This window comes from Corynebacterium lizhenjunii, assembly GCF_011038655.2.
Classification (GTDB): Bacteria; Actinomycetota; Actinomycetes; order Mycobacteriales; family Mycobacteriaceae; genus Corynebacterium; species Corynebacterium lizhenjunii.
Map to the genome: position 1 here is coordinate 688,223 of NZ_CP064954.1, position 23,778 is coordinate 712,000.

At 57.7% G+C, this 23,778-nt stretch carries 18 protein-coding genes, 3 rRNA genes and 1 other RNA gene; 16 read left to right on the plus strand and 6 right to left on the minus strand.

The window, feature by feature from the left end; all coding sequences use genetic code 11:
- The first annotated feature begins 29 nt into the window (after positions 1-29).
- Positions 30-1,154, plus strand: a complete 1,125-nt coding sequence (gene prfB, locus G7Y31_RS03235) for a peptide chain release factor 2 (protein ID WP_165008600.1) — start codon at positions 30-32, stop codon at positions 1,152-1,154.
- Between the two features lie 61 nt (positions 1,155-1,215).
- On the opposite strand, the gene G7Y31_RS03240 is transcribed toward prfB, so the two are convergent.
- Positions 1,216-2,934, minus strand: coding sequence for an AbgT family transporter (locus G7Y31_RS03240; RefSeq protein WP_165008602.1), 1,719 nt, complete (start codon positions 2,932-2,934; stop codon positions 1,216-1,218).
- Positions 2,935-3,122: 188 nt separating this feature from the next.
- On the opposite strand from G7Y31_RS03240, the gene ftsE reads away from it, so the two are divergent.
- The 6 genes from ftsE to G7Y31_RS03270 all read left to right on the plus strand — a co-directional run bounded on the left by ftsE (position 3,123) and on the right by G7Y31_RS03270 (position 6,680).
- Entirely contained in the window at positions 3,123-3,812 is a 690-nt protein-coding gene (gene ftsE, locus G7Y31_RS03245; RefSeq protein ID WP_165008603.1) for a cell division ATP-binding protein FtsE, read from the plus strand.
- The gene (locus tag G7Y31_RS03250) at positions 3,812-4,714 is read left to right on the plus strand and encodes a permease-like cell division protein FtsX (protein WP_165008605.1); all 903 of its coding nucleotides are present in this window, start codon (positions 3,812-3,814) and stop codon (positions 4,712-4,714) included. The genes ftsE and G7Y31_RS03250 overlap by 1 nt, the downstream gene beginning before the upstream one ends.
- A 139-nt stretch (positions 4,715-4,853) precedes the next feature.
- Positions 4,854-5,351, plus strand: a complete 498-nt coding sequence (gene smpB / locus G7Y31_RS03255) for an SsrA-binding protein SmpB (protein WP_165008607.1) — start codon at positions 4,854-4,856, stop codon at positions 5,349-5,351.
- On the plus strand, positions 5,348-5,731 hold the full coding sequence (locus G7Y31_RS03260) for a DUF488 domain-containing protein (protein WP_165008609.1): 384 nt from the start codon (positions 5,348-5,350) through the stop codon (positions 5,729-5,731). The genes smpB and G7Y31_RS03260 overlap by 4 nt, the downstream gene beginning before the upstream one ends.
- A gap of 94 nt (positions 5,732-5,825) precedes the next feature.
- Positions 5,826-6,204, plus strand: a transfer-messenger RNA (tmRNA) gene (ssrA, locus tag G7Y31_RS03265).
- A 209-nt stretch (positions 6,205-6,413) separates the two neighbouring features.
- Positions 6,414-6,680 carry a hypothetical protein gene (locus tag G7Y31_RS03270; protein ID WP_165008611.1) on the plus strand — a complete coding sequence of 89 codons (267 nt, stop codon included), beginning with the start codon at positions 6,414-6,416 and terminating at the stop codon, positions 6,678-6,680.
- Positions 6,681-7,151: 471 nt separating this feature from the next.
- On the opposite strand, the gene G7Y31_RS03275 is transcribed toward G7Y31_RS03270, so the two are convergent.
- The 5 genes from G7Y31_RS03275 to G7Y31_RS03295 form a co-directional block, all read right to left on the minus strand.
- Positions 7,152-7,913: an ATP-binding protein gene (locus G7Y31_RS03275; RefSeq protein WP_165011246.1), complete on the minus strand. Its 762-nt coding sequence runs from the start codon at positions 7,911-7,913 to the stop codon at positions 7,152-7,154.
- A gap of 3 nt (positions 7,914-7,916) precedes the next feature.
- Positions 7,917-9,509, minus strand: coding sequence for an IS21 family transposase (gene istA, locus G7Y31_RS03280; RefSeq protein ID WP_165011245.1), 1,593 nt, complete (start codon positions 9,507-9,509; stop codon positions 7,917-7,919).
- A gap of 468 nt (positions 9,510-9,977) precedes the next feature.
- Complete coding sequence (locus tag G7Y31_RS03285; RefSeq protein ID WP_165011244.1) at positions 9,978-10,355, minus strand: hypothetical protein; 378 nt, start codon at positions 10,353-10,355, stop codon at positions 9,978-9,980.
- A 51-nt stretch (positions 10,356-10,406) separates the two neighbouring features.
- On the minus strand, positions 10,407-10,664 hold the full coding sequence (locus tag G7Y31_RS03290) for a hypothetical protein (RefSeq protein WP_165011243.1): 258 nt from the start codon (positions 10,662-10,664) through the stop codon (positions 10,407-10,409).
- A gap of 98 nt (positions 10,665-10,762) precedes the next feature.
- On the minus strand, positions 10,763-11,320 hold the full coding sequence (locus G7Y31_RS03295; RefSeq protein WP_165011242.1) for a TetR/AcrR family transcriptional regulator: 558 nt from the start codon (positions 11,318-11,320) through the stop codon (positions 10,763-10,765).
- Positions 11,321-11,427: 107 nt separating this feature from the next.
- Here G7Y31_RS03295 and G7Y31_RS03300 point away from each other — a divergent pair, with 107 nt between their 5' ends.
- From G7Y31_RS03300 to rrf, 9 genes are all read left to right on the plus strand, one after another.
- Positions 11,428-11,943 (plus strand): flavin reductase family protein, encoded by a 516-nt coding sequence (locus G7Y31_RS03300; protein ID WP_165011241.1) that lies wholly within the window; start codon positions 11,428-11,430, stop codon positions 11,941-11,943.
- 42 nt (positions 11,944-11,985) lie between these two features.
- Complete coding sequence (locus G7Y31_RS03305; protein WP_165011240.1) at positions 11,986-13,308, plus strand: NtaA/DmoA family FMN-dependent monooxygenase; 1,323 nt, start codon at positions 11,986-11,988, stop codon at positions 13,306-13,308.
- A 126-nt stretch (positions 13,309-13,434) separates the two neighbouring features.
- On the plus strand, positions 13,435-14,475 hold the full coding sequence (locus G7Y31_RS03310) for a siderophore ABC transporter substrate-binding protein (RefSeq protein WP_165011239.1): 1,041 nt from the start codon (positions 13,435-13,437) through the stop codon (positions 14,473-14,475).
- 96 nt (positions 14,476-14,571) lie between these two features.
- On the plus strand, positions 14,572-15,537 hold the full coding sequence (locus tag G7Y31_RS03315) for an ABC transporter permease (RefSeq protein WP_165011238.1): 966 nt from the start codon (positions 14,572-14,574) through the stop codon (positions 15,535-15,537).
- The gene (locus G7Y31_RS03320; protein WP_165011237.1) at positions 15,527-16,498 is read left to right on the plus strand and encodes an iron chelate uptake ABC transporter family permease subunit; all 972 of its coding nucleotides are present in this window, start codon (positions 15,527-15,529) and stop codon (positions 16,496-16,498) included. Before G7Y31_RS03315 ends, G7Y31_RS03320 begins: the two co-directional genes overlap by 11 nt.
- Positions 16,495-17,250: an iron ABC transporter ATP-binding protein gene (locus G7Y31_RS03325; RefSeq protein WP_165011236.1), complete on the plus strand. Its 756-nt coding sequence runs from the start codon at positions 16,495-16,497 to the stop codon at positions 17,248-17,250. Before G7Y31_RS03320 ends, G7Y31_RS03325 begins: the two co-directional genes overlap by 4 nt.
- A 747-nt stretch (positions 17,251-17,997) precedes the next feature.
- Positions 17,998-19,517: ribosomal RNA gene (locus G7Y31_RS03330) — 16S ribosomal RNA — on the plus strand.
- A gap of 447 nt (positions 19,518-19,964) precedes the next feature.
- Positions 19,965-23,052: ribosomal RNA gene (locus tag G7Y31_RS03335) — 23S ribosomal RNA — on the plus strand.
- Positions 23,053-23,182: 130 nt separating this feature from the next.
- Positions 23,183-23,300: ribosomal RNA gene (rrf, locus tag G7Y31_RS03340) — 5S ribosomal RNA — on the plus strand.
- Together the 16S, 23S and 5S rRNA genes form the textbook arrangement of a ribosomal RNA operon.
- Positions 23,301-23,778: the final 478 nt, after the last annotated feature.

Here is a 23,778-nt window from a genome sequence, read left to right on the forward strand (position 1 = left end):
TGCGAATTAGGTGGCTAGACTGTCTCGCTATGCGCCCTGAAACTTCTACTCTGCTCGACCAGCTCCATGCTACGTTGGACTCCATAGAAAAGGTCATGGACCCGCAGGCTTTAGCGGCCACCGTGCGCGAGCTAGAAGCTACCGCAGGGGACCCCACCTTGTGGGATGATCCAGCCCATGCGCAGGCTATTACTACCCAGTTGTCGGCAGCGCAGGCCAAACTACGCAAGCTGGAGAACTTGCGCGGGCGCTTAGAGGACATGCCCGTGATGTATGAGTTGGCGGAGGAAGAAGGCGACACGGCGCTGGCTGATGAGGAGCTGACAGACCTGCGCGGGGCCATTGAGTCCCTGGAGGTGACCACCATGCTCTCTGGGGAATATGACCAACGTGAGGCTGTGATTAACATTCGCTCCGGCGCAGGTGGGGTGGATGCAGCGGATTGGGCGGAGATGCTCATGCGCATGTACACCCGCTGGGCAGATAAGAACGACCACAAGGTAGATGTTTACGACATCTCCTATGCAGAAGAGGCCGGAATTAAGTCCGCGACATTTGTGGTGCACGGGGAGTATATGTACGGCCAGCTTTCTGTGGAACAGGGCGCGCACCGCCTGGTGCGTATTTCGCCCTTTGATAATCAGGCCCGGCGCCAAACCTCCTTCGCGGAAGTGGAGGTGTTGCCGGTGGTGGAGCAGACCGACTCCATTGAGGTTGCCGACTCGGATGTGCGCGTGGACGTCTACCGTTCTTCTGGGCCGGGCGGGCAGTCGGTCAACACCACGGACTCGGCCGTGCGGCTGACTCACCTTCCCACCGGGATTGTGGTGACCTGCCAAAATGAGAAATCCCAGATTCAAAACAAGGCCTCTGCCATGCGGGTGCTCCAGGCTAAGCTATTGGAGCGCAAGCGCCAGGAGGAGCGTGCGGAAATGGATGCCCTGGGCGCTGGCGGCAACGCCTCCTGGGGAAACCAGATGCGCAACTACGTGCTGCACCCTTATCAAATGGTCAAGGACCTGCGCACGAACCTCGAAGTAGGGGATCCGGCGAAGGTCCTTGATGGTGACATTGATGCCTTTTTGGAGGCTGGTATCCGCTGGCGCATGGCGCAGCAGTCTGCCGATGCCGCCCCGAGCGGCCAGTCTAGCTAGGCCAGGCTAGCTAGGCTCGGCCAACCTGGGCGGGGCTCATTGTGCTGGCCGGGCAGAGGCGTTAGGCCGGGTAGGTCATCGGGGAACCCGGTCCCAGCGGAATACCGATGAGGTACCAGATGACGAAGAAGATGAACCAGCCCACCAGCATGGCAATCGAGTAGGGCAGGGCCAGCGACATCAGTGTGCCCACGCCAGCGCGCTTGTAGTAGCGCTGCAGGAAGGTCAACGCCAGGGCGAAGTAGGGCGACATCGGGGTGATGATGTTGGTGGGGCTATCACCAATACGGAAGAGCATCTGGGCTACTTCCGGGGAGACGTTAACGTACATCAACATCGGCACGACCACCGGCGCCATCAGCGCCCACTGCGCGGAACCGGAGGTGATAAACAGGTTCAGCAGTGCCACCATGAGCACCAAACCGGCGAACATGAGTACCGGCGGCAGGTCCCAGGCCTGGAGCAATTCTGAACCCTTGATGGCCGTCCACACGCCCAGGTTAGACCAGCTGAACCAGGCCAGGAATTGCGCCACCATAAAGAACAGCACAATCATCGGTACTAGCGTTTGCAGGCCCTTGGCCATAAATTCTGGGAAGTCGCCGGCTTCCTTGATGGTGCCCACCACCAGGCCGTACACCGCGCCGACCAGGAAGAAAGCCAAGGAGATTGGGATTGCGATGGAGCGGATGAGGGGCGAGTTCATAAACTCCCCATCTGGGCTGGCAAACGGCGAACCCGGAATGAAGATCAGTGCAAAGAACGCTGCCAGGAAGACCAGCAGTGCCACTCCAGACCACATCAGCCCGCGGGCCTCAGCTGGTGCCAGGGAGAGGGCGTCTTGGCCTTCGGCGGCGGGGGCATCGGCAGACTGGCCATCAGCAGACTGGGCATCGGCAGACTGGGCAGGGGCGTGGGCGCTGAAATCCAGCTCGCTGGTGTCCAGGTCATCGTGGTCCACCAGCTCGCGGGCCTTGCGGACGATGAAGAACTCCGTGACCACCGTGATGATGAGGGAAAGCACCACTGCCGACGGGATGACGAAGAAGATGTTGGCCAGAGGGGAGACCTCGTAGGCTTCATCGACAATCTGGGCAGCCGAGGTGGAAATCCCGCCCAGCAGCAGATCGGTGATGTTGAGGATCAGTGAGGCGTTAAAACCGGCCGACGATGCCGCAAAGGCCACCATGGCGCCTACAATCGGGGAGCGGCCCACCGCGTGGAAAGCCATGGCTCCCAGCGGAATCAAAATGACGTAGATGGCGTCGGAGGCCACGGAACCGGTCACGCCGGTCAGGGCTACGACGAAGGTGAGCATCTTGGGGCTGACCTTGGCCACCATCGCGCGCACCAGGGCTGAAAGCAACCCAGATTGCTCGGCCACGGCCACACCCAGCATGACGGCCAGGATGACGCCCAAGGGCGGGAAGGAGGTGAAGTTAGCGACGGCCTCCGTGACCATCTTGGACAGGCCCTCGGCGGTGAGGAGGTTTTCCACGGCGATGGTCTCCCCACTTTGGGGATCTGTTGCCGTCATACCTATGTGCGCGCCAATCCAGGAGGTCACAGCCACCAGGCCGGCCAGGATCACAAACAGCCAGAAAGGGTTGGGGAGCTTGTTGCCAATCTTTTCGATGGTGCCCAAGAATCCACCCGGCGGGGTGTGTGGGGAGTCCTGGGTACTGGTACCTGCGGTTGATTCTGTGGTGAGGTTCTTTGGCGAGTTCTTGGCGGTTTTCTTTGCCGGGTTCTCCGTCGAGTTCTCCGTGGAGGTGGACATATACGGGGGCTTTCCTCTTCTATTGCTCTTACTGTGCGGACAGTCTGATCAGGGACGGGGTGCTACCAGCGGCACGCCGCACGGCAACCCGGGCAACGTGTCTGGCATCACTTATGGACCATTAAGCCTAACAGGCCCACCGCCGTGCCTGCAGGATCCCGGGGTCTAGAGTTGCTAGAGTTTCGGATGTGATCACGTTTGAGAATGTCAGCAAACTTTACCCCGGCAGCGCCCGCCCCGCACTGGACCAGGTGAGTTTCCACATTGATCCCGGAGAGTTTGCCTTCCTCATTGGCCCCAGCGGGTCTGGCAAGACGTCCATTCTCAAACTCTTGGTTTGCGAAACCACCGTGGACAGTGGCGACATCTATCTCGAAGACCTACACGTCAACCGGCTGCGCGGCTCCCGGGTTAACCGGCTGCGCCGCCACATTGGCTACGTTTTCCAGGATTTTCGCCTGCTGCCGCGGCTAAGCGTGTATGACAACGTGGCCTTCGCTCTGGAAGTCATCGGGGCCCCGCGCTCCCGGGTCCGCCAAGCGGTCCCGGAAGCTCTCGAATTGGTGGGCCTGGAGACCAAAGCCCACCGCTTCCCGCAGGAGCTCTCCGGCGGGGAGCAGCAGCGGGTGGCCGTAGCCCGCGCCTTTGTCAACCGTCCCCCGGTGGTACTGGCGGACGAGCCCACCGGCAACCTGGACCCGGGCAGCGCCGCGGACGTAATCGCCGTTCTCGAACGCATCCAACGCACCGGCACCACGGTGCTGATGTCCACCCATAACGCCCGGGCAGTCAACGACATGCGCCAGCGGGTGCTGGAATTGCGCGCCGGGGTGTTGGTGCGTGATGAGGCCCGTGGCGTCTATGGGGAGGCGGTCTAATGCGTGGTGTGTATATCGCGAAGGCGACGGCCTCCGGGCTGCGCCGCAATCTGACCATGACCTTGGCGTTGGTGATTACCTCTGCTATCGCCGCGGCATTTGTGCTGTTGGGGGCGTTGGTTACCCAGATGGCCACCGCCGCTAAGCAGGCGTACTTGGATGAGGCAGTAGTGCTGGTGCAGTTGGAGGAGCAGATTTCTGCAGAGGACGCCGACTGCAGCGGGCGGTTGTGCGCCCAGTTGCGCGCCCGCCTGGAGCAGGACCCGGCGGTGGTGGAGGTGACCTTCCGCAACCGTGCGCAGTCTTACGCCCGCTTTGTGGAGCTCTTCCAGGACCAGGATCCCGACCTAGTTGCTGATACTCCCGAGGACGCCCTGCCCGCCGCCTTCCAGGTGCGCCTGGCCGATCCTACCGATGCTTCCGCTGTTACCGCGCTTGCCGATGCCCCCGGTGTAGCCACCGTTAGCGACCAAGCCGCCGAGGCTCGCGCCGCCTCCCGCAACTTGGACGCAGCCCGCACTGTGGCCTTCGGCATCGCCGCTCTGCAGGCCGTGGCGGCACTGTTTCTGATTGCCAATCTGGTGCAGATTTCTGCATTCCACCGCGCGACCGATTTGTCCATCATGCGCATGGTGGGCGCGAGCCGATGGTTTAGCGCCGCGCCCTTTGTGGCGGAGGCAGCCCTGGCGGTTCTGGCGGGTGTAGCTGTGGCCGCCGGTGCCGTGGCGGCGGCCAAGCACTTCCTTATCGACCCGGCTCTGCAGGATCTTTATGCTTCCGGTCTGTTGGTTCCGCTTGCCGATGCCACCGTGTGGCACGCCCTGCCCTGGGTGGCAGGTGGCTCCGTGGCAGGGGCAGTGGCGGCGGCCCTGGTGGGGGTGGCCGGATACGTCAAGGCCTAGCCGGGTCGGATAGGCGGGGTGTGTTGGGTCCGTTAGGCGGGGCCCGCCGAGCCCCGCCGAGGTCCTGCTTGGCTGGGGTCGAGCCCTGCCCGGTTGGGGTTGTGAGCTAGGGCATTCGGGCACTATGCTGGGCAGAATTATGGCGAAGAAGAAAAAGCAGGCGCAGGTCGATAACAACTCGACGCTGGCAACTAACCGGCGTGCCCGCCATGACTACAAAATCCTGGACACTCTCGAGTGCGGAATGGTCCTGGTGGGCACAGAGATTAAGTCTTTGCGTGAGGGCAAGATCTCCCTGGTGGACTCCTTCGCCACCATCGATGATGGGGAACTCTACATTCGTAACCTGCACATCCCGGAGTACTCTAATGGCTCCTGGACTAATCATTCTCCTAAGCGCACGCGCAAACTGTTGGCGCACCGCCGGGAGATTGACAAGCTGATGGGTCAGGTGCGCGACGGCAATAAGACGCTGATCCCGCTTCGGGTCTATCTCAAAGACGGCCGGGCCAAGTGTGAGGTCGGTCTGGCGCAGGGTAAGCAAGACTATGACAAGCGGGAGTCCATCAAGCGCCGGGACCAGGACCGGGAAATCACCCGCGAGCTAGGCCGGCGCATCAAGGGAATCAACGCATGATCGAAGCCCTTAAAGTCCACGACGTAGTCAAGGGAGAGGCCACCGCCCAGGGCCACACGGTTGTGGTGGACCGGCTGTGGCCGCGCGGAATTGCTAAGGAAGACTTAGACGCCCAGGACTGGCTCAAGGGCGTAGCCCCCAGCACCCAGCTGCGCAAGTGGTGGGACCATGACCCGCAGCGCTTTGAGGAGTTCGCTAGCCGCTACCGAGCGGAGCTGGCAGAAAACTATGATGACCCCGACGTGGAGCGCTTGCGCACCCTGGCTGCCGATGGCCCCGTGACGCTGCTGTTTGCCGCAGCTGATCGGGAGATTAACCACGCGGTGGTGCTACGTGACTGGTTGGCGGAAAGAGTGGGACAGGAGGCGTCGGCAGGCTAGGTCACAGACAGTGAGGGGGTTGCGAGGGGCGGGGTGGGTGCGCTAGGGTTGGCCCTACTGTAGAGAGCGCACAACCCGCTCTACTGCAATGTGAGGGGTCGACATGGTTTCGACTTCGTACATTGAGCCAGGGGAAGCGTGCCGGTGCAGGCTAGAGACCACCGTAAGCGTCGTAGCAACCAATAAACGCAGAGAAGAACTCTCAGCGTGACTTTGCCCTCGCTGCCTAATTTCAGCGACGCGAGTCTGTCAGCCCGGGTTTAGTTCCTGGCCCGGTTCCTGGCATCGACTAAGGAACTTGCTTTGCTGGCGTGTTGTTCCGCCGGCAGGGGACTTCTAGAGCAACTGGGCCCATCATCCGGAACGTGTTTGCCCGCGCCGGAGGGCCGAGCAGAGATCTGGCGCAGACTGCGCACGGAGAAGCCCTGGCGAGGTGACGAAGGACCCGGGTTCAATTCCCGGCGGCTCCACTGAATGGCCCCAGTTAGACTACGGTTTAGCTGGGGTTTTGTTGTTTTTGAGGGTTGAGCTGTTCGTGGAGGTGACTTGGATCAATGGCAGTAACCATGGCCGAGGCAGTGACGATTGCCCAAAGGTATGCGGCTACTAAGGGAGGCTTGGAAGATTACGTGTGGTGTGGTGATGACGCATTTGGTTTTTCACGCGGGACAAGCCCTCCCTGATGACGCTCGGAGACAGTAGCGTCATCGTTGTCGAAGACGGTGGGAGCGTCATTGTAGGGAGTGTGGCTCCGGTATATCTTCCCGACGATTATGAAGTTCGGCGGCTTGATGGTTCTTTGGTGCAGACACGTGAAGAAGTACGTGTTGCGTTGGCAGAGGAGGAGGCGCGCGAGGAAGATCTGGCTGAGGATGAGGACTTGGATGATCCCATCTTGGGGCCAGTAAAAATTCACGGATTAAGTCCGGTTCCCTCGCAGCTGCGGTGAGAGTGGATGACTGTGACCCAGTGGATGGAGTTCCTGATGTTGTTGGCGGTGAGCTGAAACAATGGTTCTAACATTTGAGCAAGTGGTAAAGGTTGCGGAGAAATATCCCCCTGAGGGGACCGCGCTAGAACCGTTTGTAAAGTATGGTCCGCTCACGCCTGGGCATATGCGGATGTTTGAGTTTACCTGGCGGCTTCCTCCCGAAAGGTGCGGGACTGGTGCGATTAACGTTGCCCGAATTGTTGAAGAGACTGGTGAGGATGCAGTGACTCACAGCGGTTCGTGCCCGTATATCCCGGAAGATGACTATGTACTCCTGGACCTTGCTGGCAATGTTATTCGTGATAGAGACGCGGTGCTGCCAAGTGCGCGTATTTGGTAGGGGTGTTCCGGGAAGGTGGTCGGGGTGGTATTCCGGGTTGTTGGTAGGGCTGCCAGCCCGGCGTTGCATAGCCGGGCTGGCGTTTGGGGTTAGGTGTTCGTGTTGTCGCGGATGGTTGCAAGATGCTTGCGCATGTCAAAGTCGCCAATTTCTATATGGCGCCCGCTGCTGATCCTGCTGACGAGTGAGTCTGCTCCGACTCGGTTGGGCAGGGCTTTGAGCCAGTAGCCTGCACTCGATTGTGATGAAATGATGGTCGGGAGTCGGCCGTCTCTTTCAATTAGGATTTTGGTTAGGTCGTCTTGACCACGGGAGTCTATTCCAAGGGTGAGAAAGTCGTCGATAATCAGGACATCGACATTCACGAGTTTTCTCATCACCGTTTCGTATGATTCCTCGTTGGGCAAGAAGGCCGCCAACGTGGACACCAGCTGGTCAAGGCGGTAGTACAACACCGAGTACCCTGCTTGGCACGCTGCAACTCCTAGGGCGCAGGCAATGTAGGTTTTCCCAGTTCCTGCAGGTGCCAGCAGGTGCAAGTTGGTAGGGTCTTCTCGCCAATTGGTCCTCGCGATGCGTTCTAGCGCTCGGGTATTGATGCCTCGTTGTTCGGGGCTGATGATTTCAGCGAGGGTGGCATCTGGGTACCGAAACTTTGCCTGTGCGATGGCTTTGGCGATGTTACGCTCGGTTCGACGCTGGGCGAGGATATCGGTGGCTGCGATGAAGATATCTTCAGGTAGCGCATTGGCGTAGTCGTCGTTGGCGATGAGCTCGAAGTAAACCTCGGCGAAGGTCGATAGCCGTAGGGCGCGCAGTCGTGCCCAGGTGGTGTCATCCAGGTGATCCATGGTTTAGGCATCCTTTCTGTTAGTGAAGTGCTCTGCTGAGCGGATGAAGACCTCTGATTCCAATCCTGTGATGTCGATTGGCCCTGGACTGTGTTGCGTCTGCGGTGCTTTGGTGGCAGGACGATTGTGGTTGATGCTGGATTGCACGCGCTGTATTACTGATCGAGCTGGAGCTAGCTCGTGGTCCAGGATGTACTGGCATGCCGGTTCCAGGGTGGTGCCATTGTGGCGCTTACCCAGCGATGCCAGGATTAGGCTGGCTTGTTTCATCCCCTTCGGTACGGCTGTGGCGTAGCGGTCGAGGACCTTTTTGATTACCGCTATCGTCGCAGTTCCGTAGGATGAGGCCCAAGAGAGCAACTCGTCACGGGTGTAGGCTTTCGACGTTGAATGTCCATCGGGGCTGTGTGTCGGGTCGGAGGAGTACCGATAGCGAAATCCGTGCAACCGAGGATGCTCAGCCACTAGCTGATCGAGGTAGAAGATACTAACCGTTGAGTGGGTCAGACGTGCTCGTACCGTTTTGCCCACCAGGGTAAATGGCACTGAGTAGTACTGATAGTCACAGGTGACGTGCCAGGACCGGTCTACTTTTAGGCTGCGCCACAACACTTCAGTGAACCGATCCTGAGGCAGAGCGCGCATCAGTGGGCGTTCGTCAGCATCAAAAAGCTCTCGCCGGGTTAGCCCATCGCTGCGCTGGCGGACCTCATTAATGTCGTCAATACGTTCAGCGATCGCTTCGTTGAGCTCTTCGAGACTGTAGAATCTTTGCTGATCGAAATAGCCCAGGACCAGCGAGTACACGGTTTGTACTGCGCGTTCAACGGCAGCCTTATCGCGTGGCTTTCCAGGCCTGGTCGGCACAATGAGAATGTCGTAGTACGCAGCGAAGTCAGCATAGCGATCCGTGATCGCCCGATAGGAAGAGTTTTTCTTCGGCCGATAAGTTGCTGTCGACGCGTTGTCAGGAACAATAATTGCTGGTAGAGCACCAAGATAGTCCAATGTGGCGACATGGCAGTCGATCCAGTTGTCCATCTTTTCGTTCCTGGCTGCCTTCGCAAACAACATTCCTGAATACGGGCAGACAGCCACGAAAATTGATGCACGAAACGCCGTCTTGCCCGTCGCAGGATCTTCGATAGCGACTTTATCGCCAGCCCAATCCACATACAGCTCCTCACCGGGTTCATGGTCAATGACCTCGGTGAGTCCGTGGGTTTTGATGTAGGCTGCCAACCCATTACAAAACTGGGCGTACTGGTATTTCACCATCCCTGGCTCGGCTGGCAAGGAGTAATACTTCTCCCACAGCATGAACCTGGTCAGATGCTTGTTCTTCGCCAGCTTATCCGCAAGAGCCTTATAATCCGGCTGGACATACGCTGCTTTCCTCGCCCTGCGTCCATCCGGAAAATGCTCGTCAAAGAACTCCGGGGACAATCCCGCAAACGCCTCAGCAGTGATGTCATAGGCGTTGATGACATCGATCACGCGAGCAATATCGCGATTGGAGCACCCCAAGGCAGAAGCAATCGCATCGTAGCTTTTGCCTTCCAACCGCATCGCCATGATCTCTTTGAATTCAGCCATGAACATGGCCTCCTTAGTCATGAAAACGTGTCACGGTGCCACAGAATTGACGACACCGCCACACAGATCATGACCCGACCACCTAGCCAGAAACACCCCTACCACCTATGCAGACTACCCCGACCAAATACCCGCAATCGGCACGGTGCGTGCCGATTGGGAAAAGGAAGAGGCTAGGCAGGCCGCTTTGGAAGCTGAGTATGAGGAATTAGGGGACCCGGTTCCGGTCCCGGTTACGGGGCCACGCCCAGATTGCCGTTAGCGTGGCGTGTGTGTAGGTGGGGTTTCCAGGGTCTCCACCACGGCATTAGCGATTTGCTGGTTGCTCCAGATTTCGGGAATTTTTTGGGGGGGATCCTGCGTGCTTGCTATCCCATGTATGCCCTATGCGGGAATCCTCGGAGTGTTTATCGGGGACGGGCGCGAACCCCTTGCGGGGCGGATCCCGCCACCCCTCCAGCACGTACGCTATGGCCCCGTCGCCGGAACCGGAACCGGGTCCTCTAATTCCTCGCCATCACTCTCAGCTTCCAAAGCGGCCTGCTCGGCTTCATGAGTCAAACGCGCAGCCCTAACCTGCTCGAAAGTCCGTAACACCCTGCCATCAATAGCCAGAACTTCACACTCGCGGGGAGTGTACGTAGGAGCGCTACTGCCACCGATCACAGAACCATCACTCTCAAAGACGATCAGCATGCTGCCGGGCCCGATAATCATCGGGTCCAAATGCCTATCCGTTTCGAAGCAGTACGCCCCTTCGCCATGCTGAATGAAGTCAGGAATCAGGTGATGTGGCGCAGCGGCCGCACGCGCAATCTCTACAGCCTCATCGAATGTTATCGCCATTGCTTTAGGGTACTTCCCAATACGTCTGATACACCACAACCACCTTCCCAGCTAAACGGTACTTTGCGCTAGTTCAATGGTGTCTCTCATGTAGGAAAACACCTCCGCCATCCAACCATCCGGGTACTCCTTCAAAAGAGTCTCAAGCATTGGCAACGTCAAAGCGTCAGCAGCAAAAGCCTCATCAGCCAGGCAGTACACAGCGCGATCCACCTCGCCAGCAGCCAAATCACTCTCGGCAGACTCCCTACTTACCGAAGAATCAACCCTTGAATCCAGCCACTCATACACGTCCATATCATTCAACACGCCTCAAGCCTCTCGCATCCATCTTGACTACTGGGTTAGCAGTCATAGACCCTTCGACAATTCTGCCATTGACTCAAGCAGACTCCACTTTCCTTGCCTTAGCTTTGGCGCCAACCGGTGCTCAGTAGGTCGATGAGGGTTTCGATGGGGGAGTCGGCGTCGGCAGCCCAAGCCAGCCCCAGGGTGGCGGCGTAAAGGTCGCGGGCGCTGACCTCAGGGCGGGCAACGCCGGCTTGCTGGGCGTTGTGGAGCAGGACCTCCAGGGTGGTGAGGAGATCCGAGCACGTTGCGGCTAGGGGGCCGGTGTTGGTGGTAATGGCCTCAAGCATGGGGGTAGTGGCGCCTTCGAAGCTGGTGGACCATTGGGCGATGATGAGCAGCCATTGGGTGAGGGCTGCGGCGGCATCGGCAGACTGGGCTAGAGCGTTGCCTTCGGTGGCTACGTTGGGGGCGCACCCCTCGAGGATGGCACCGAAGAGGGCCTCGCGGTTGGGGAAGTGGCGGTAGAGGGTGCCGGGGCCCACGCCGGCCTCCTTGGCGATCTTGTCCATGGAGGCCGCTAGGCCATGGGCCTCGAATTGGGAGCGGGCGACGTCAAGGATGCGCTCGCGGTTGGCTTGGGCGTCGCGCCGGGGGTGTTTTACCTGGTTGTCCATGCGGGTCCTTAAAATTTGCTAACCGGAGAGCTTCTCCGTATAGTGGCTTGATGTTAAGCGGAGAACGTCTCCACATTTGAGAAAAATCATAGCTGAAAGGCGCAACCATGACAACTAGCTACAAGGAGAAGACGATGGATCCGATCGAGCTGCGGCGCAGCCTGGGGGCCTTCCCAACTGGGGTAGTGCTCATAGCGGCAGAGCTTGGGGGCAAGGCTGGCGGGACACCCGCGCCGAAGACGGTGGGAATGCTGGCCAACTCATTTGGATCGGTGTCGCTAGATCCGCCGCTGGTGCAGGTTAGTTTCGCGCACACCTCCACCACCTGGCCGGTGCTGCGGGAGGCGCAGGAGCTGGCCATTAGCGTGCTTAGCGCGGATAACCTGGCGGACGCTGAAGCGTTGCGCAGGCCTGCGGGGCAGCGTTTTGAGGGCATCGGCATGCAAGGCTGGGACGGCCAGGCGCAGGTGCTTCCAGGGGCGGCAGCGCAGTTCAGGGTGCGCCTCTATGAGGAAATTGCCGCTGGAGACCACACCATTGCACTCTTTGAGGTTCTCGACCACCGCCGCGATGAGCTCGCGGCGCCACTGCACTTTGTGGCCGGGCACATGTTCGCCCGCTAATTAGCCGCTCCTGACCAATCACACGTTACTGAAAGGATAATCATGACCACCACTGATAACCGCAAGATGCTCATCGGCATGCAGCTGGGCAACGGCTATGGCGCGCAGGTGACAGCATGGCGCCACCCTAGCGTTGACGTAGAAAACTACGCCAAGCTGGACGCGCACGTGCGCTATGCGCAGAAGGCTGAGCGCGGAAAATTCCAGTTCCTGTTCTTCCCGGACTCACCCAATCAGACCCAGAAACACCCTGCCGATGCCCCGCAAATGACCCTCGATCCACTCATCACCATGGCGGCGATTGCCCGGGAGACTACCCACATTGGCATGGCGACTACGGCGTCGACGTCCTGGAATGAGCCCTATAACCTGGCGCGCCAGCTCAAGACCCTGGACATGATGTCTGGGGGACGCATTGGGTGGAACGCGGTGACGGGTTCTGATCCGATGGGAGCGGCGAACTTTGGCCAGGAAGTGGCGGATTCTGCGCAGCGTTACCAGCGGCTGCATGAGTTTGTGCAGATTACCCAGGCCTTGTGGGGTTCCTGGGAGGAAGATGCTTGGCCGCCGCAGCGAGAAACTGGGGTGTTTGCAGACTTGAACAAAGTGCGGCCCATCAACTTGCGCGGTCAGCATGTTGCTTCGCGGGGCCCGCTGCCCATTCCACCTTCGAAGCAGGGGCAACCGGTGATTTTTCAAGCCGGTGGATCTCCTAATGGAGTAGAGGTCGCGGCACGTCATGCGAATGTGGTTATTGGTGCTGCCTTCACAAAGGAGGATGCAAAGGCCCAGCGGGATCGCCTGCGCAACGCTGCCGCAGAGGCGGGGCGCGACCCAGATGAAATCAAGTTCATCGCCGGGCTTATGCCGACGGTTGCGCCCACGGTGCGCCAAGCGCTGGACCGTCGGGGCTTCTTCGTGGAGCCGCACATTCGTCAACGGGTTAGCTACCTGGGCATGATGTTGGGTACAACGCTGAGCGAGCAGGACCTGGATAGCACCTTGGAGGGGCGGAACCTGCGGGCCAATCCCTCTGATCCGCGTTCGCAGCGAGCACTCGAACTGGCACAGGAGGGCTGGACGGTGCGCGACATTCTCTACCATGGCATTATTGACTTCCATCCCTCGCCCATCGGCCCGGCGGAAGTAGTGGCGGACCATATGCAGGAGTGGTTCGAGTTTGGTGCCTGCGACGGCTTTTGGGTCAGCCCAAGTTTGTACGAAGAAGATATAGACATCTTTGTGGACCAGGTGGTGCCTTTGCTGCAGGAGCGGGGCCAGTTCCATGCGGACTATGAGGCGGACACTTCGCGGGGCCACCTGGGCATCGGCAAGCAATATGGCCTAGATCCGCGCCTGCAGTAGGGCACTGGAGGGCTCTGGAAGGTGGCTTAGGGTGTATTTACTAGCGGGTTTGTGTGGATGGCCTAACCTAGGTTAGGGTGGGCTAGGTAAGTCGAAGCTCTCCTAACCTCTAAGGACACTGAGAATATGATTTTGCGCCGTACCGCTGGCCGTAAGGTAGCTGGCTCCGTGGCCGCCTTGGCTGCTGCCTCCCTCGTGCTGACCTCTTGCTCCCAGGCTGAGGATGCCGCTACGTCGGCTACCGATGCCGCTTCCTCCGCTGTAGCAACCACTACCGCAGAGGTTGTTGCCCTCACCGTCGAGGACAACTACGGCACCCACACCCTCAATGCACCGTTTGAGCGCGTGGCAGTCACCGACAACCGTTCCTTCGAAATTCTCTCCCAGTGGGGCGTGAACATCGTTGCCGCTCCCGTTCCGCTGGTGCCGAAGACGCTGCGGGACAAGATCAATGAGGACACCGTAGAGGCCAACCTGGGCACCCACAAGGAGCCGGACCTGGAGGCCCTGGTGGCAGCGGACCCGGACATCGTCATCAATGGTCAGCGTTTCGAGCGCTACCAGGAGGACATGCAGACTCTGGTGGGTAAGGACATCCCCGTGCTTGATTTCGAGCCGCGCGATGGTGAGGACCTGCCCTCTGAGCTGATTCGCCAGACCCTGGCACTGGGCACCATCTTCAACCATGAGGATGACGCCCAGGCGCTGGTGGATGACTTCAACAAGGCTCTGGAGCGCGCGAAGGCCGCCTATGATCCGTCCAAGACCATCATGGCCGTCAACACCTCTGGTGGCGAGATTGGCTACATCGCACCGGGTAAGGGCCGCTTCTTTGGTCCCTTCTTCGACATGCTGGGCTGGAAGCCTTCCCTGGAGGTCGCTGGTGGCACCAACAACCACGAGGGTGACGACATCTCTGTGGAGGCCATCGCCCAGTCCAACCCGGATTGGATCTTCATCATGGATCGCGATGGGGCCATCGGTGCCAAGGACGGCGTCCTGCACGGTGAAGCCCTGATCAAGGACAATGCCGCGCTGCAAAACGTCACCGCCGTTAAACAAGGCAACGTTGTCGCTGCGCCGGAAGACACCTACACCAATGAGAACATCATCACCTACACCGAGGTTCTCAACGCTATTGCGGATGCTTTTGAATCTGCGAAGTAATCCGCGCTAGTCTCCACAACCGGAAGGGTTGCGAAAGCTAGCCTGATTTGGCTGGTCGCGCCTTTCCGGTTTCTGTCGTGATAAGGCTACATTCTTATGCAAACCTCCACTCGCCCCAAACTTTGGGACGCTAAGCTGGCCATTGGAATTGCCGTTGTCGCTGCGCTACTGCTGGCGTCTTTGGCCACTGGACAGTATGACATCTTGGGCAGCGAAGACGGCCGGGAGATGTTTATGACCACCCGCGTGCCGCGCACCATCGCCTTGGTGCTTGCCGGTGCGGCAATGGCCATGAGTGGCCTGGTCATGCAGTTGTTGACGCAAAATCGCTTCGTTGAACCCTCAACCACCGGCACCACCGAGTGGGCAGGGCTGGGCCTGTTGACCACCATGGTCCTCTTTCCTGCCTCCACCATTTTGGAACGCATGATTGGTGCGGTGCTCTTTTCCTTCGTGGGCACAATGGTGTTTTTCCTCTTCTTGCGCCGGGTGACACTGCGGTCTTCACTAATCGTGCCGATTATTGGCATCATGCTCGGTGCCGTAGTCTCTGCAGTCTCCAGCTTCTTTGCCCTGACCACCAATATGCTCCAGCAATTGGGCATTTGGTTCATGGGTTCTTTTACCAGTGTCTACACGGGGCAGTATGAAGTGCTGTGGCTGGTATTGGTGGTTTTGATTGTGGTGTTCCTCTTTGCAGACCGCCTCACTGTGGTGGGGCTAGGGGAGGAGGCTGCTACCAACTTGGGCCTAAACTACAACCGGCTGCTGCTGATCGGAACCGGGCTCATTGCCATCGCAACGGGTGTGGTCACCGTAGTGGTGGGGTCCCTGCCCTTTTTGGGGCTCATTGTCCCCAACGTGGTCTCGATGGTCCGCGGGGATGACCTTCGCTCTAACCTACCCTGGGTGTGTTTGCTCGGCGTGGGCATTGTGGCAGCGTGTGACCTGGTGGGGCGCATTATTATTGCACCCTTTGAAATGCCTGTTTCGCTGATCCTCGGCGTCATCGGCGCAGTGGTCTTTGTGGTGATGATCGTGAGGTCTACCCGTGGTCGATAAGAAATACTGGATCATTTTGACATCCGTGTGGGTGTTGGGCGTGCTGTCTGCTTTTGGCCTGCTAGCATACGGCAACCCTATGCCTTTTGGTACGGAGAAGTTTTGGCTCATTGCCCAGCGCCGCGCGGACGCGGTCGTAGCCATGGTCATCGTGGCGGTGTGCCAGGCCATGGCAACGGTGTCCTTCCATACGGTGACCAATAATCGCATCCTTACCCCGTCGATTATGGGTTTCGAGTCCCTTTACGTCACTATCAACACGGCGACCGTGTTCTTCTTTGGGGCAAGTACGCTGACGCAGACCCGCAACGTGGGGACCTTCCTCATGCAAATGGGCGTGATGATTGCGCTGTCGCTGCTGCTCTACAGCTGGCTGCTGACTAATAATCGCAACAATATGCATGCCATGCTGTTGGTGGGCGTGGTCATTGGCGGGGGACTGGGTTCGTTGTCGGCGTTTATGCGTCGCGTTCTTACTCCGTCGGAATTTGATGTGCTCACGGCGCGTCTTTTTGGCTCGGTTAATAACGCAGAGACTGAGTACTATCCCATAGCCATCCCCCTGGTGCTGATAGTCACGGCGTTGCTTTTTGCCAACTCGCGCCGCCTTAACGTGTTGTCCTTGGGTGCGGACGTCTCGAAGAATTTGGGCGTTAACCACAAGTTCCACGCTATCTACACCCTGATCTTGGTCTCACTGCTGATGGCTACTACCACCTCGCTGGTGGGGCCGATGACCTTCCTGGGCTTCCTGGTGGCCACCCTGGCTTATCAGTTCACCGATACCTACGACCATCGGTATATCTTCCCCATGGCGATCGGCGTCGCGTTCTTCGTGTTGACGTCCGCGTACTTCATTATGCAGCACGTGTTCTACGCCCAGGGTGTGGTCTCCATCATTATCGAGCTGGTTGGCGGCTCGGTGTTCCTGTTCGTCATTCTGCGAAAGGGGCGGCTGTGATTCAGCTCCGCAACGTTGTCAAGAACTACTCTGAGGAGACCCACATCGGTCCCCTTAATCTGGAGATTCCCGCAGGGGGCATTACGGCCCTGATTGGCCCTAATGGTGCGGGCAAGTCCACTATGCTCACCATGATTGGCCGCCTGCTCGATATGGACGAAGGTGCCATCGAGGTGGCCGGGTTTGATGTGCATGCCACGAAGTCGAAGGACTTGGCTAAGGTCTTGTCTATCCTGCGCCAGGAAAACCACTTCGTGACCAAGCTGACGGTGCGCCAGCTGGTGGGGTTCGGGCGCTTCCCCTACAGCCAGGGGCGGCTGACCAGAGAAGACGAAGCCATCATCACCAAGTACATTGAGTTTTTCCACCTGGATGCTTTGCAGCATCGCTACCTAGACGAACTCTCTGGAGGCCAGCGTCAACGCGCCTACGTGGCGATGGTCCTGTGCCAGGAGACGGACTATGTGCTGCTTGACGAGCCCCTCAACAACCTTGACATCGCTCATTCGGTGGACATGATGAAGCACTTGCAGGCCGCAGCGCGAGACCTTGGCCGCACCATCATCATCGTTTTGCATGACATCAACTTCGCAGCGCGCTATGCGGACTACATCTGCGCTTGCAAGGACGGCCAGATTGTCCAGTTCGGACCCGCCCTTGAGGTCATGCGTGATGAGGTCCTCTCTCCAATCTTTAACACCCCCATCACCGTCATTGAGGGGCCCCAAGGCCCCCTGGCTTGCTACCACTAGCCATTCCACACCTCTGACCCCCCAATTTTGCAGTTGCTTGCCGATGCCGCTGTGGGTTGGGGGTTTGTTGGTGGTTGGGGTTGTTTGGGTGGTGGTTGGTGTGGGGTGGATATGGGGTGTGGGCTGGGGATTTGTGTTGGTGGTGGGGTGTGTGTAGATTAGTTCAAGTCAGCGCGACCGACAGCGCCCCGCTTACAGCCCCTTTGGTTGGGTCTGGTTGATTGCGGTGTGGCGGTAAGAAAACAGTTGCTGATGTTCCTCCTTTGAAGCTTGCTAGAGTGTTTCTGGTGTGTGGATGTGGGTGGGGATGTTGTTTGAGAACTCAATAGTGTGCCAATGTACTTTTATTTTTGTTTGTCTGCTGTGGCGGTCATTGTGGTGGAAGTGTGTTGTGCTGGCTGCGCCTGTTTGGTGGGTGTGGTTGGTTGGTGTGTGCCGGGTGGTGCCCTGTTCCGAATGTGGGGTGTCACTGTAATAGAACTGATAATTTTTGGTTTGGTGCATACTGTTAAAGAGTCGCATTTTTGCTGTGGTGGCGTTTGTTGTCATGGTGGTAACCGGACCGTCTGGGCTTCCTCGTCGGTTGTTGGGTGGTTCGGGTGATTTTTTCTTTATGTAGTAATTTTTTGGATTTGCCAGTCCGCTGCTGCTGTTTGTGGTGGTGGTTTGGTTTGTCTTTTTTGTCTAGGTTTTGGGCTTTTCACGCCCTGGTCCGGCACTCTTTTTTGTTTGGGTGCTGGTGCCTTTTTTGTGGAGAGTTTGATCCTGGCTCAGGACGAACGCTGGCGGCGTGCTTAACACATGCAAGTCGAACGGAAAGGCCTCCCGCTTGCGGGGGGTACTCGAGTGGCGAACGGGTGAGTAACACGTGGGTGATCTGCCCCTAACTTCGGGATAAGCTTGGGAAACTGGGTCTAATACCGGATAGGACCATGCTTTAGTGTGTGTGGTGGAAAGTTTTTTCGGTTAGGGATGAGCTCGCGGCCTATCAGCTTGTTGGTGGGGTAATGGCCTACCAAGGCGTCGACGGGTAGCCGGCCTGAGAGGGTGTACGGCCACATTGGGACTGAGATACGGCCCAGACTCCTACGGGAGGCAGCAGTGGGGAATATTGCACAATGGGCGGAAGCCTGATGCAGCGACGCCGCGTGGGGGATGACGGCCTTCGGGTTGTAAACTCCTTTCGACAGGGACGAAGCGTATGTGACGGTACCTGTATAAGAAGCACCGGCTAACTACGTGCCAGCAGCCGCGGTAATACGTAGGGTGCGAGCGTTGTCCGGAATTACTGGGCGTAAAGAGCTCGTAGGTGGTTTGTCGCGTCGTCTGTGAAATTCCGGGGCTTAACTCCGGGCGTGCAGGCGATACGGGCTGACTTGAGTGCTGTAGGGGAGACTGGAATTCCTGGTGTAGCGGTGAAATGCGCAGATATCAGGAGGAACACCGATGGCGAAGGCAGGTCTCTGGGCAGTAACTGACGCTGAGGAGCGAAAGCATGGGTAGCGAACAGGATTAGATACCCTGGTAGTCCATGCCGTAAACGGTGGGCGCTAGGTGTGAGGGACTTCCACGTTTCTCGTGCCGTAGCTAACGCATTAAGCGCCCCGCCTGGGGAGTACGGCCGCAAGGCTAAAACTCAAAGGAATTGACGGGGGCCCGCACAAGCGGCGGAGCATGTGGATTAATTCGATGCAACGCGAAGAACCTTACCTGGGCTTGACATATGCAGGATCGGCACAGAGATGTGTTTTCCCTTGTGGTCTGTATACAGGTGGTGCATGGTTGTCGTCAGCTCGTGTCGTGAGATGTTGGGTTAAGTCCCGCAACGAGCGCAACCCTTGTCTTATGTTGCCAGCACGTTGTGGTGGGGACTCATGAGAGACTGCCGGGGTTAACTCGGAGGAAGGTGGGGATGACGTCAAATCATCATGCCCCTTATGTCCAGGGCTTCACACGTGCTACAATGGCCGGTACAATGCGTTGCGATACTGTGAGGTGGAGCTAATCGCTTAAAGCTGGTCTTAGTTCGGATTGGGGTCTGCAACTCGACCCCATGAAGTTGGAGTCGCTAGTAATCGCAGATCAGCAATGCTGCGGTGAATACGTTCCCGGGCCTTGTACACACCGCCCGTCACGTCATGAAAGTTGGTAACACCCGAAGCCAGTGGCTCAAACTCGTTAGGGAGCTGTCGAAGGTGGGATCGGCGATTGGGACGAAGTCGTAACAAGGTAGCCGTACCGGAAGGTGCGGCTGGATCACCTCCTTTCTAAGGAGCTTTTAGTGTTGGGGTGTAGTTACATCCCACATCATTTGTACGTCGCGCTCTGTAGGAGCGCGACGGTTGGTTGAGTGTGCGAGTGTCATGCTGCCAACGTTTTTTAGTCGGAGTGGAGACACACCAGTTGATGACACTTTTTTGTTGTGGTGGTCGTCGTGGTGGGCAGGCAAGAATGTGTTTGTGGGTATGTTGGTGCATTGTTGGGTGTCTGGGGCATCATTGTGTTGCTCATAACCCATGCTGGTTGCGTGGTGCCACCGTGTGGTGGTGTTGCGTGGTGGTGTGGGGTGTTGTGTGAGAACTGTATAGTGGACGCGAGCATCCGTGACAATGCTGCTTGTGGGTGGTGTTGTTGCGTGTGTGATTTCTTTGTTCTTTTTGTGTTTTGTGTAGTTCACGCCTCGTAGCCGGGCTTGGCCCGGGTACGTGGTTTGTGTGTTCGTTATTAAGGGCGCATGGTGGATGCCTTGGCATGCTGAGCCGATGAAGGACGTGTAAGGCTGCGTTAAGCCTCGGGGAGTTGTCAATTAAGCGTTGATCCGAGGATGTCCGAATGGGGAAACCTGGCTGCCGTTATGGGTAGTGACCCTTCAGTGAATTCATAGCTGTTGTGGGGGCAACGCGGGGAAGTGAAACATCTTAGTACCCGTAGGAAGAGAAAATAATAATGATTCTGCTAGTAGTGGCGAACGAACGTGGATGAGGCTAAACCGTGTGCATGTGATACTTGGTAGGGGTTGTGTGTGCGGTGTTGTGGGGCCTGATGTGCGGCAGCTACCACTGTCGTGCCAATGCGCATGTTGTTAGGTGAAGTGGTCTGGGATGGCCTACCGGAGAAGGTGAGAGTCCTGTAGCTGAAGATGGTGTGTGGTTGGTTGTTGGTGTCCCCGAGTAGCAGCGGGCTCGTGGAATCTGCTGTGAATCTGCCGGGACCACCCGGTAAGCCTAAATACTCAGTGTGACCGATAGTGGATAGTACCGTGAGGGAATGGTGAAAAGTACCCCGGGAGGGGAGTGAAATAGTTCCTGAAACCATGTGCTTACAATCCGTCAGAGCACCTGAAAGTGTGTGATGGCGTGCCTTTTGAAGAATGAGCCTGCGAGTCAGCGGCATGTCGCGAGGTTAACCCGTGTGGGGTAGCCGTAGGGAAACCGAATCCTAATGAGGGTGATTTGTTTAGTGGCATGTCCTGGACCCGAAGCGGGGTGATCTACCCATGGCCAGTGTGAAGCAGCTGTAAGAGGTTGTGGAGGCGCGAACCCACGTAGGTTGAAAACTGCGGGGATGAGCTGTGGGTAGGGGTGAAAGGCCAATCAAACTCCGTGATAGCTGGTTCTCCCCGAAATGCATTTAGGTGCAGCGTCGTATTAGCTTGTTGGAGGTAGAGCTACTGGTTGGTTGAGCGGGACTACAATCTTAGCAATGTCAGCCAAACTCCGAATGCCAGCAATGTGGTGTACGGCAGTGAGACTGTGGGGGATAAGCTTCATAGTCGAGAGGGAAACAGCCCAGATCGCCGGTTAAGGCCCCTAAGGGTGTGCTAAGTGGAAAAGGATGTGGGATCGCGAAGACAGCCAGGAGGTTGGCTTAGAAGCAGCCATCCTTGAAAGAGTGCGTAATAGCTCACTGGTCGAGTGGTTTCGCGCCGACAATGTAGTGGGGCTCAAGCACACCGCCGAAGCCGCGGCAAGACACACCTTTCGGTGTGTGTTGGGTAGGGGAGCGTCGTGCACGTGGTGAAGCGTTACCGTAAGGCGGCGTGGAGTGTGTGCGAGTGAGAATGCAGGCATGAGTAACGAATTGGAAGGTGAGAATCCTTCCCGCCGGATGACTAAGGGTTCCTGGGTCAAGTTCGTCTTCCCAGGGTGAGTCGGGACCTAAGGCGAGGCCGACAGGCGTAGTCGATGGACAACCAGTTGATATTCTGGTACCCGTATGTCCGCGCCCATGATAAAGCACTGATACTAACCACCACAAACACATTCTTTCTGGTCTTTGGCCGGGTTGGGTGTGTGCGTCGTGGGGCCTGATGTGTGGTTCAAGCGATGGGGTGACACAGTGGGGTAGCCATGCCGCTTAGTGGATTGTTGGTGTAAGCGTGTAGCCGGGTGGTGTAGGTAAATCCGTACCACCGTTTGTTGGTAAGACGTGATGCGTAGCCCTTGTTGGGTGAAGTTGGTGATCCCGTGCTGTCGAGAAAAGCCTCTAGCGATGTGGATGTATGGCCCGTACCCTAAACCGACACAGGTAGTCAGGTTGAAAATACTAAGGCGTTCGGGTGAACTGTGGTTAAGGAACTCGGCAAAATGCCCCCGTAACTTCGGGAGAAGGGGGACCGCACCGTGTGAGCACCCTTTGCGGTGTTAAGCGTGGTGTGGTCGCAGAGAATAGAGGGAAGCGACTGTTTATCAAAAACACAGGTCCATGCGAAGACGTGAAGTTGATGTATATGGACTGACGCCTGCCCGGTGCTGGAAGGTTAAGAGGACCGGTTAGATACCCTTGTGGTGTCGAAGCTGAGAATTTAAGCCCCAGTAAACGGCGGTGGTAACTATAACCATCCTAAGGTAGCGAAATTCCTTGTCGGGTAAGTTCCGACCTGCACGAATGGCGTAACGACTTCCCTGCTGTCTCAACCACAGGCCCGGTGAAATTGCACTACGAGTAAAGATGCTCGTTACGCGCGGCAGGACGAAAAGACCCCGGGACCTTCACTATAGCTTGGTATTGGTGTTTGGTTCGGTTTGTGTAGGATAGGTGGGAGACTGTGAAGCTATCACGCTAGTGGTGGTGGAGTCGTTGTTGAAATACCACTCTGATCGGATTGAGCACCTTAACCTTGGCCCATGATCTGGGTTGGGGACAGTGCCTGGTGGGTAGTTTAACTGGGGCGGTTGCCTCCCAAAATGTAACGGAGGCGCCCAAAGGTTCCCTCAGCCTGGTTGGCAATCAGGTGGTGAGTGTAAGTGCACAAGGGAGCTTGACTGTGAGAGTGACAGCTCGAGCAGGGACGAAAGTCGGGACTAGTGATCCGGCACCTACTTGTGGATGTGGTGTCGCTCAACGGATAAAAGGTACCCCGGGGATAACAGGCTGATCTTCCCCAAGAGTTCATATCGACGGGATGGTTTGGCACCTCGATGTCGGCTCGTCGCATCCTGGGGCTGGAGTAGGTCCCAAGGGTTGGGCTGTTCGCCCATTAAAGCGGCACGCGAGCTGGGTTCAGAACGTCGTGAGACAGTTCGGTCTCTATCCGCCGCGCGCGTTGAAACTTGAAGAAGGCTGTCCCTAGTACGAGAGGACCGGGACGGACGTACCTCTAGTGTGCCAGTTGTTCCGCCAGGAGCACCGCTGGTTGGCTACGTACGGAAGGGATAACCGCTGAAAGCATCTAAGCGGGAAGCCTGTTTTAAGATGAGGTTTCATTTGAGGTCCCCTAAAGACGATGGGGTTGATAGGCCAGACCTGGAAGCATCGCAAGATGTGAAGGCTACTGGTACTAATAGACCAAAACAAACACACCCAACACCACAAAAGTGTTGGATGGTCCTACCAAGCACAAACAAACAAACACACACCTGTGTGCGCGTCCACTATGCAGTATCTGACACAACACCGCAACACACCCACTGTGGGTGTGCCCCGCAGATGTGTCGGTGGTTGATAGCGGCAGGGAAACGCCCGGACCCATTCCGAACCCGGAAGCTAAGCCTGCCCGCGCTGATGGTACTGCACCCGGGAGGGTGTGGGAGAGTAAGTTACCGCCGACACTACAAACACACAAACAACAAAATAAAACCCAACCGGCCCGGCCCACACCCCCAACACAGGGGGACCACGTGGACCGGGCCGCACAGCGTTTTCCCACAACACAACACCACCGACACCCCAACACCGACACCACACCACAACGACGCGGCCTGAACCGCACACAGGTGCTTGCGCAGGTAACCACGCAGCATCACACACCAAGAGATCCCAATACTGGCAACACACCCACCCCGGGTGTTGTACTTCAATTGCGGTAATGTGCCCTAGCGTGCTGCACTTTCTGCGCAAACACGCCCCCCGCCCATGCCGCGAAGTCGTGTTTGCGGAGAAAATGGGTCACTATGTTTGGTTCCCGCAACACTTCCACCGTGTAGGCCACCAACCCACCAACGCAGAACACCCTAGGCGATGCTTTCGCAGTCGCCGGTCGCGCGAGGATTATGAACCAAGACGGCGGTGCAGAGGGGAGAAATGCGT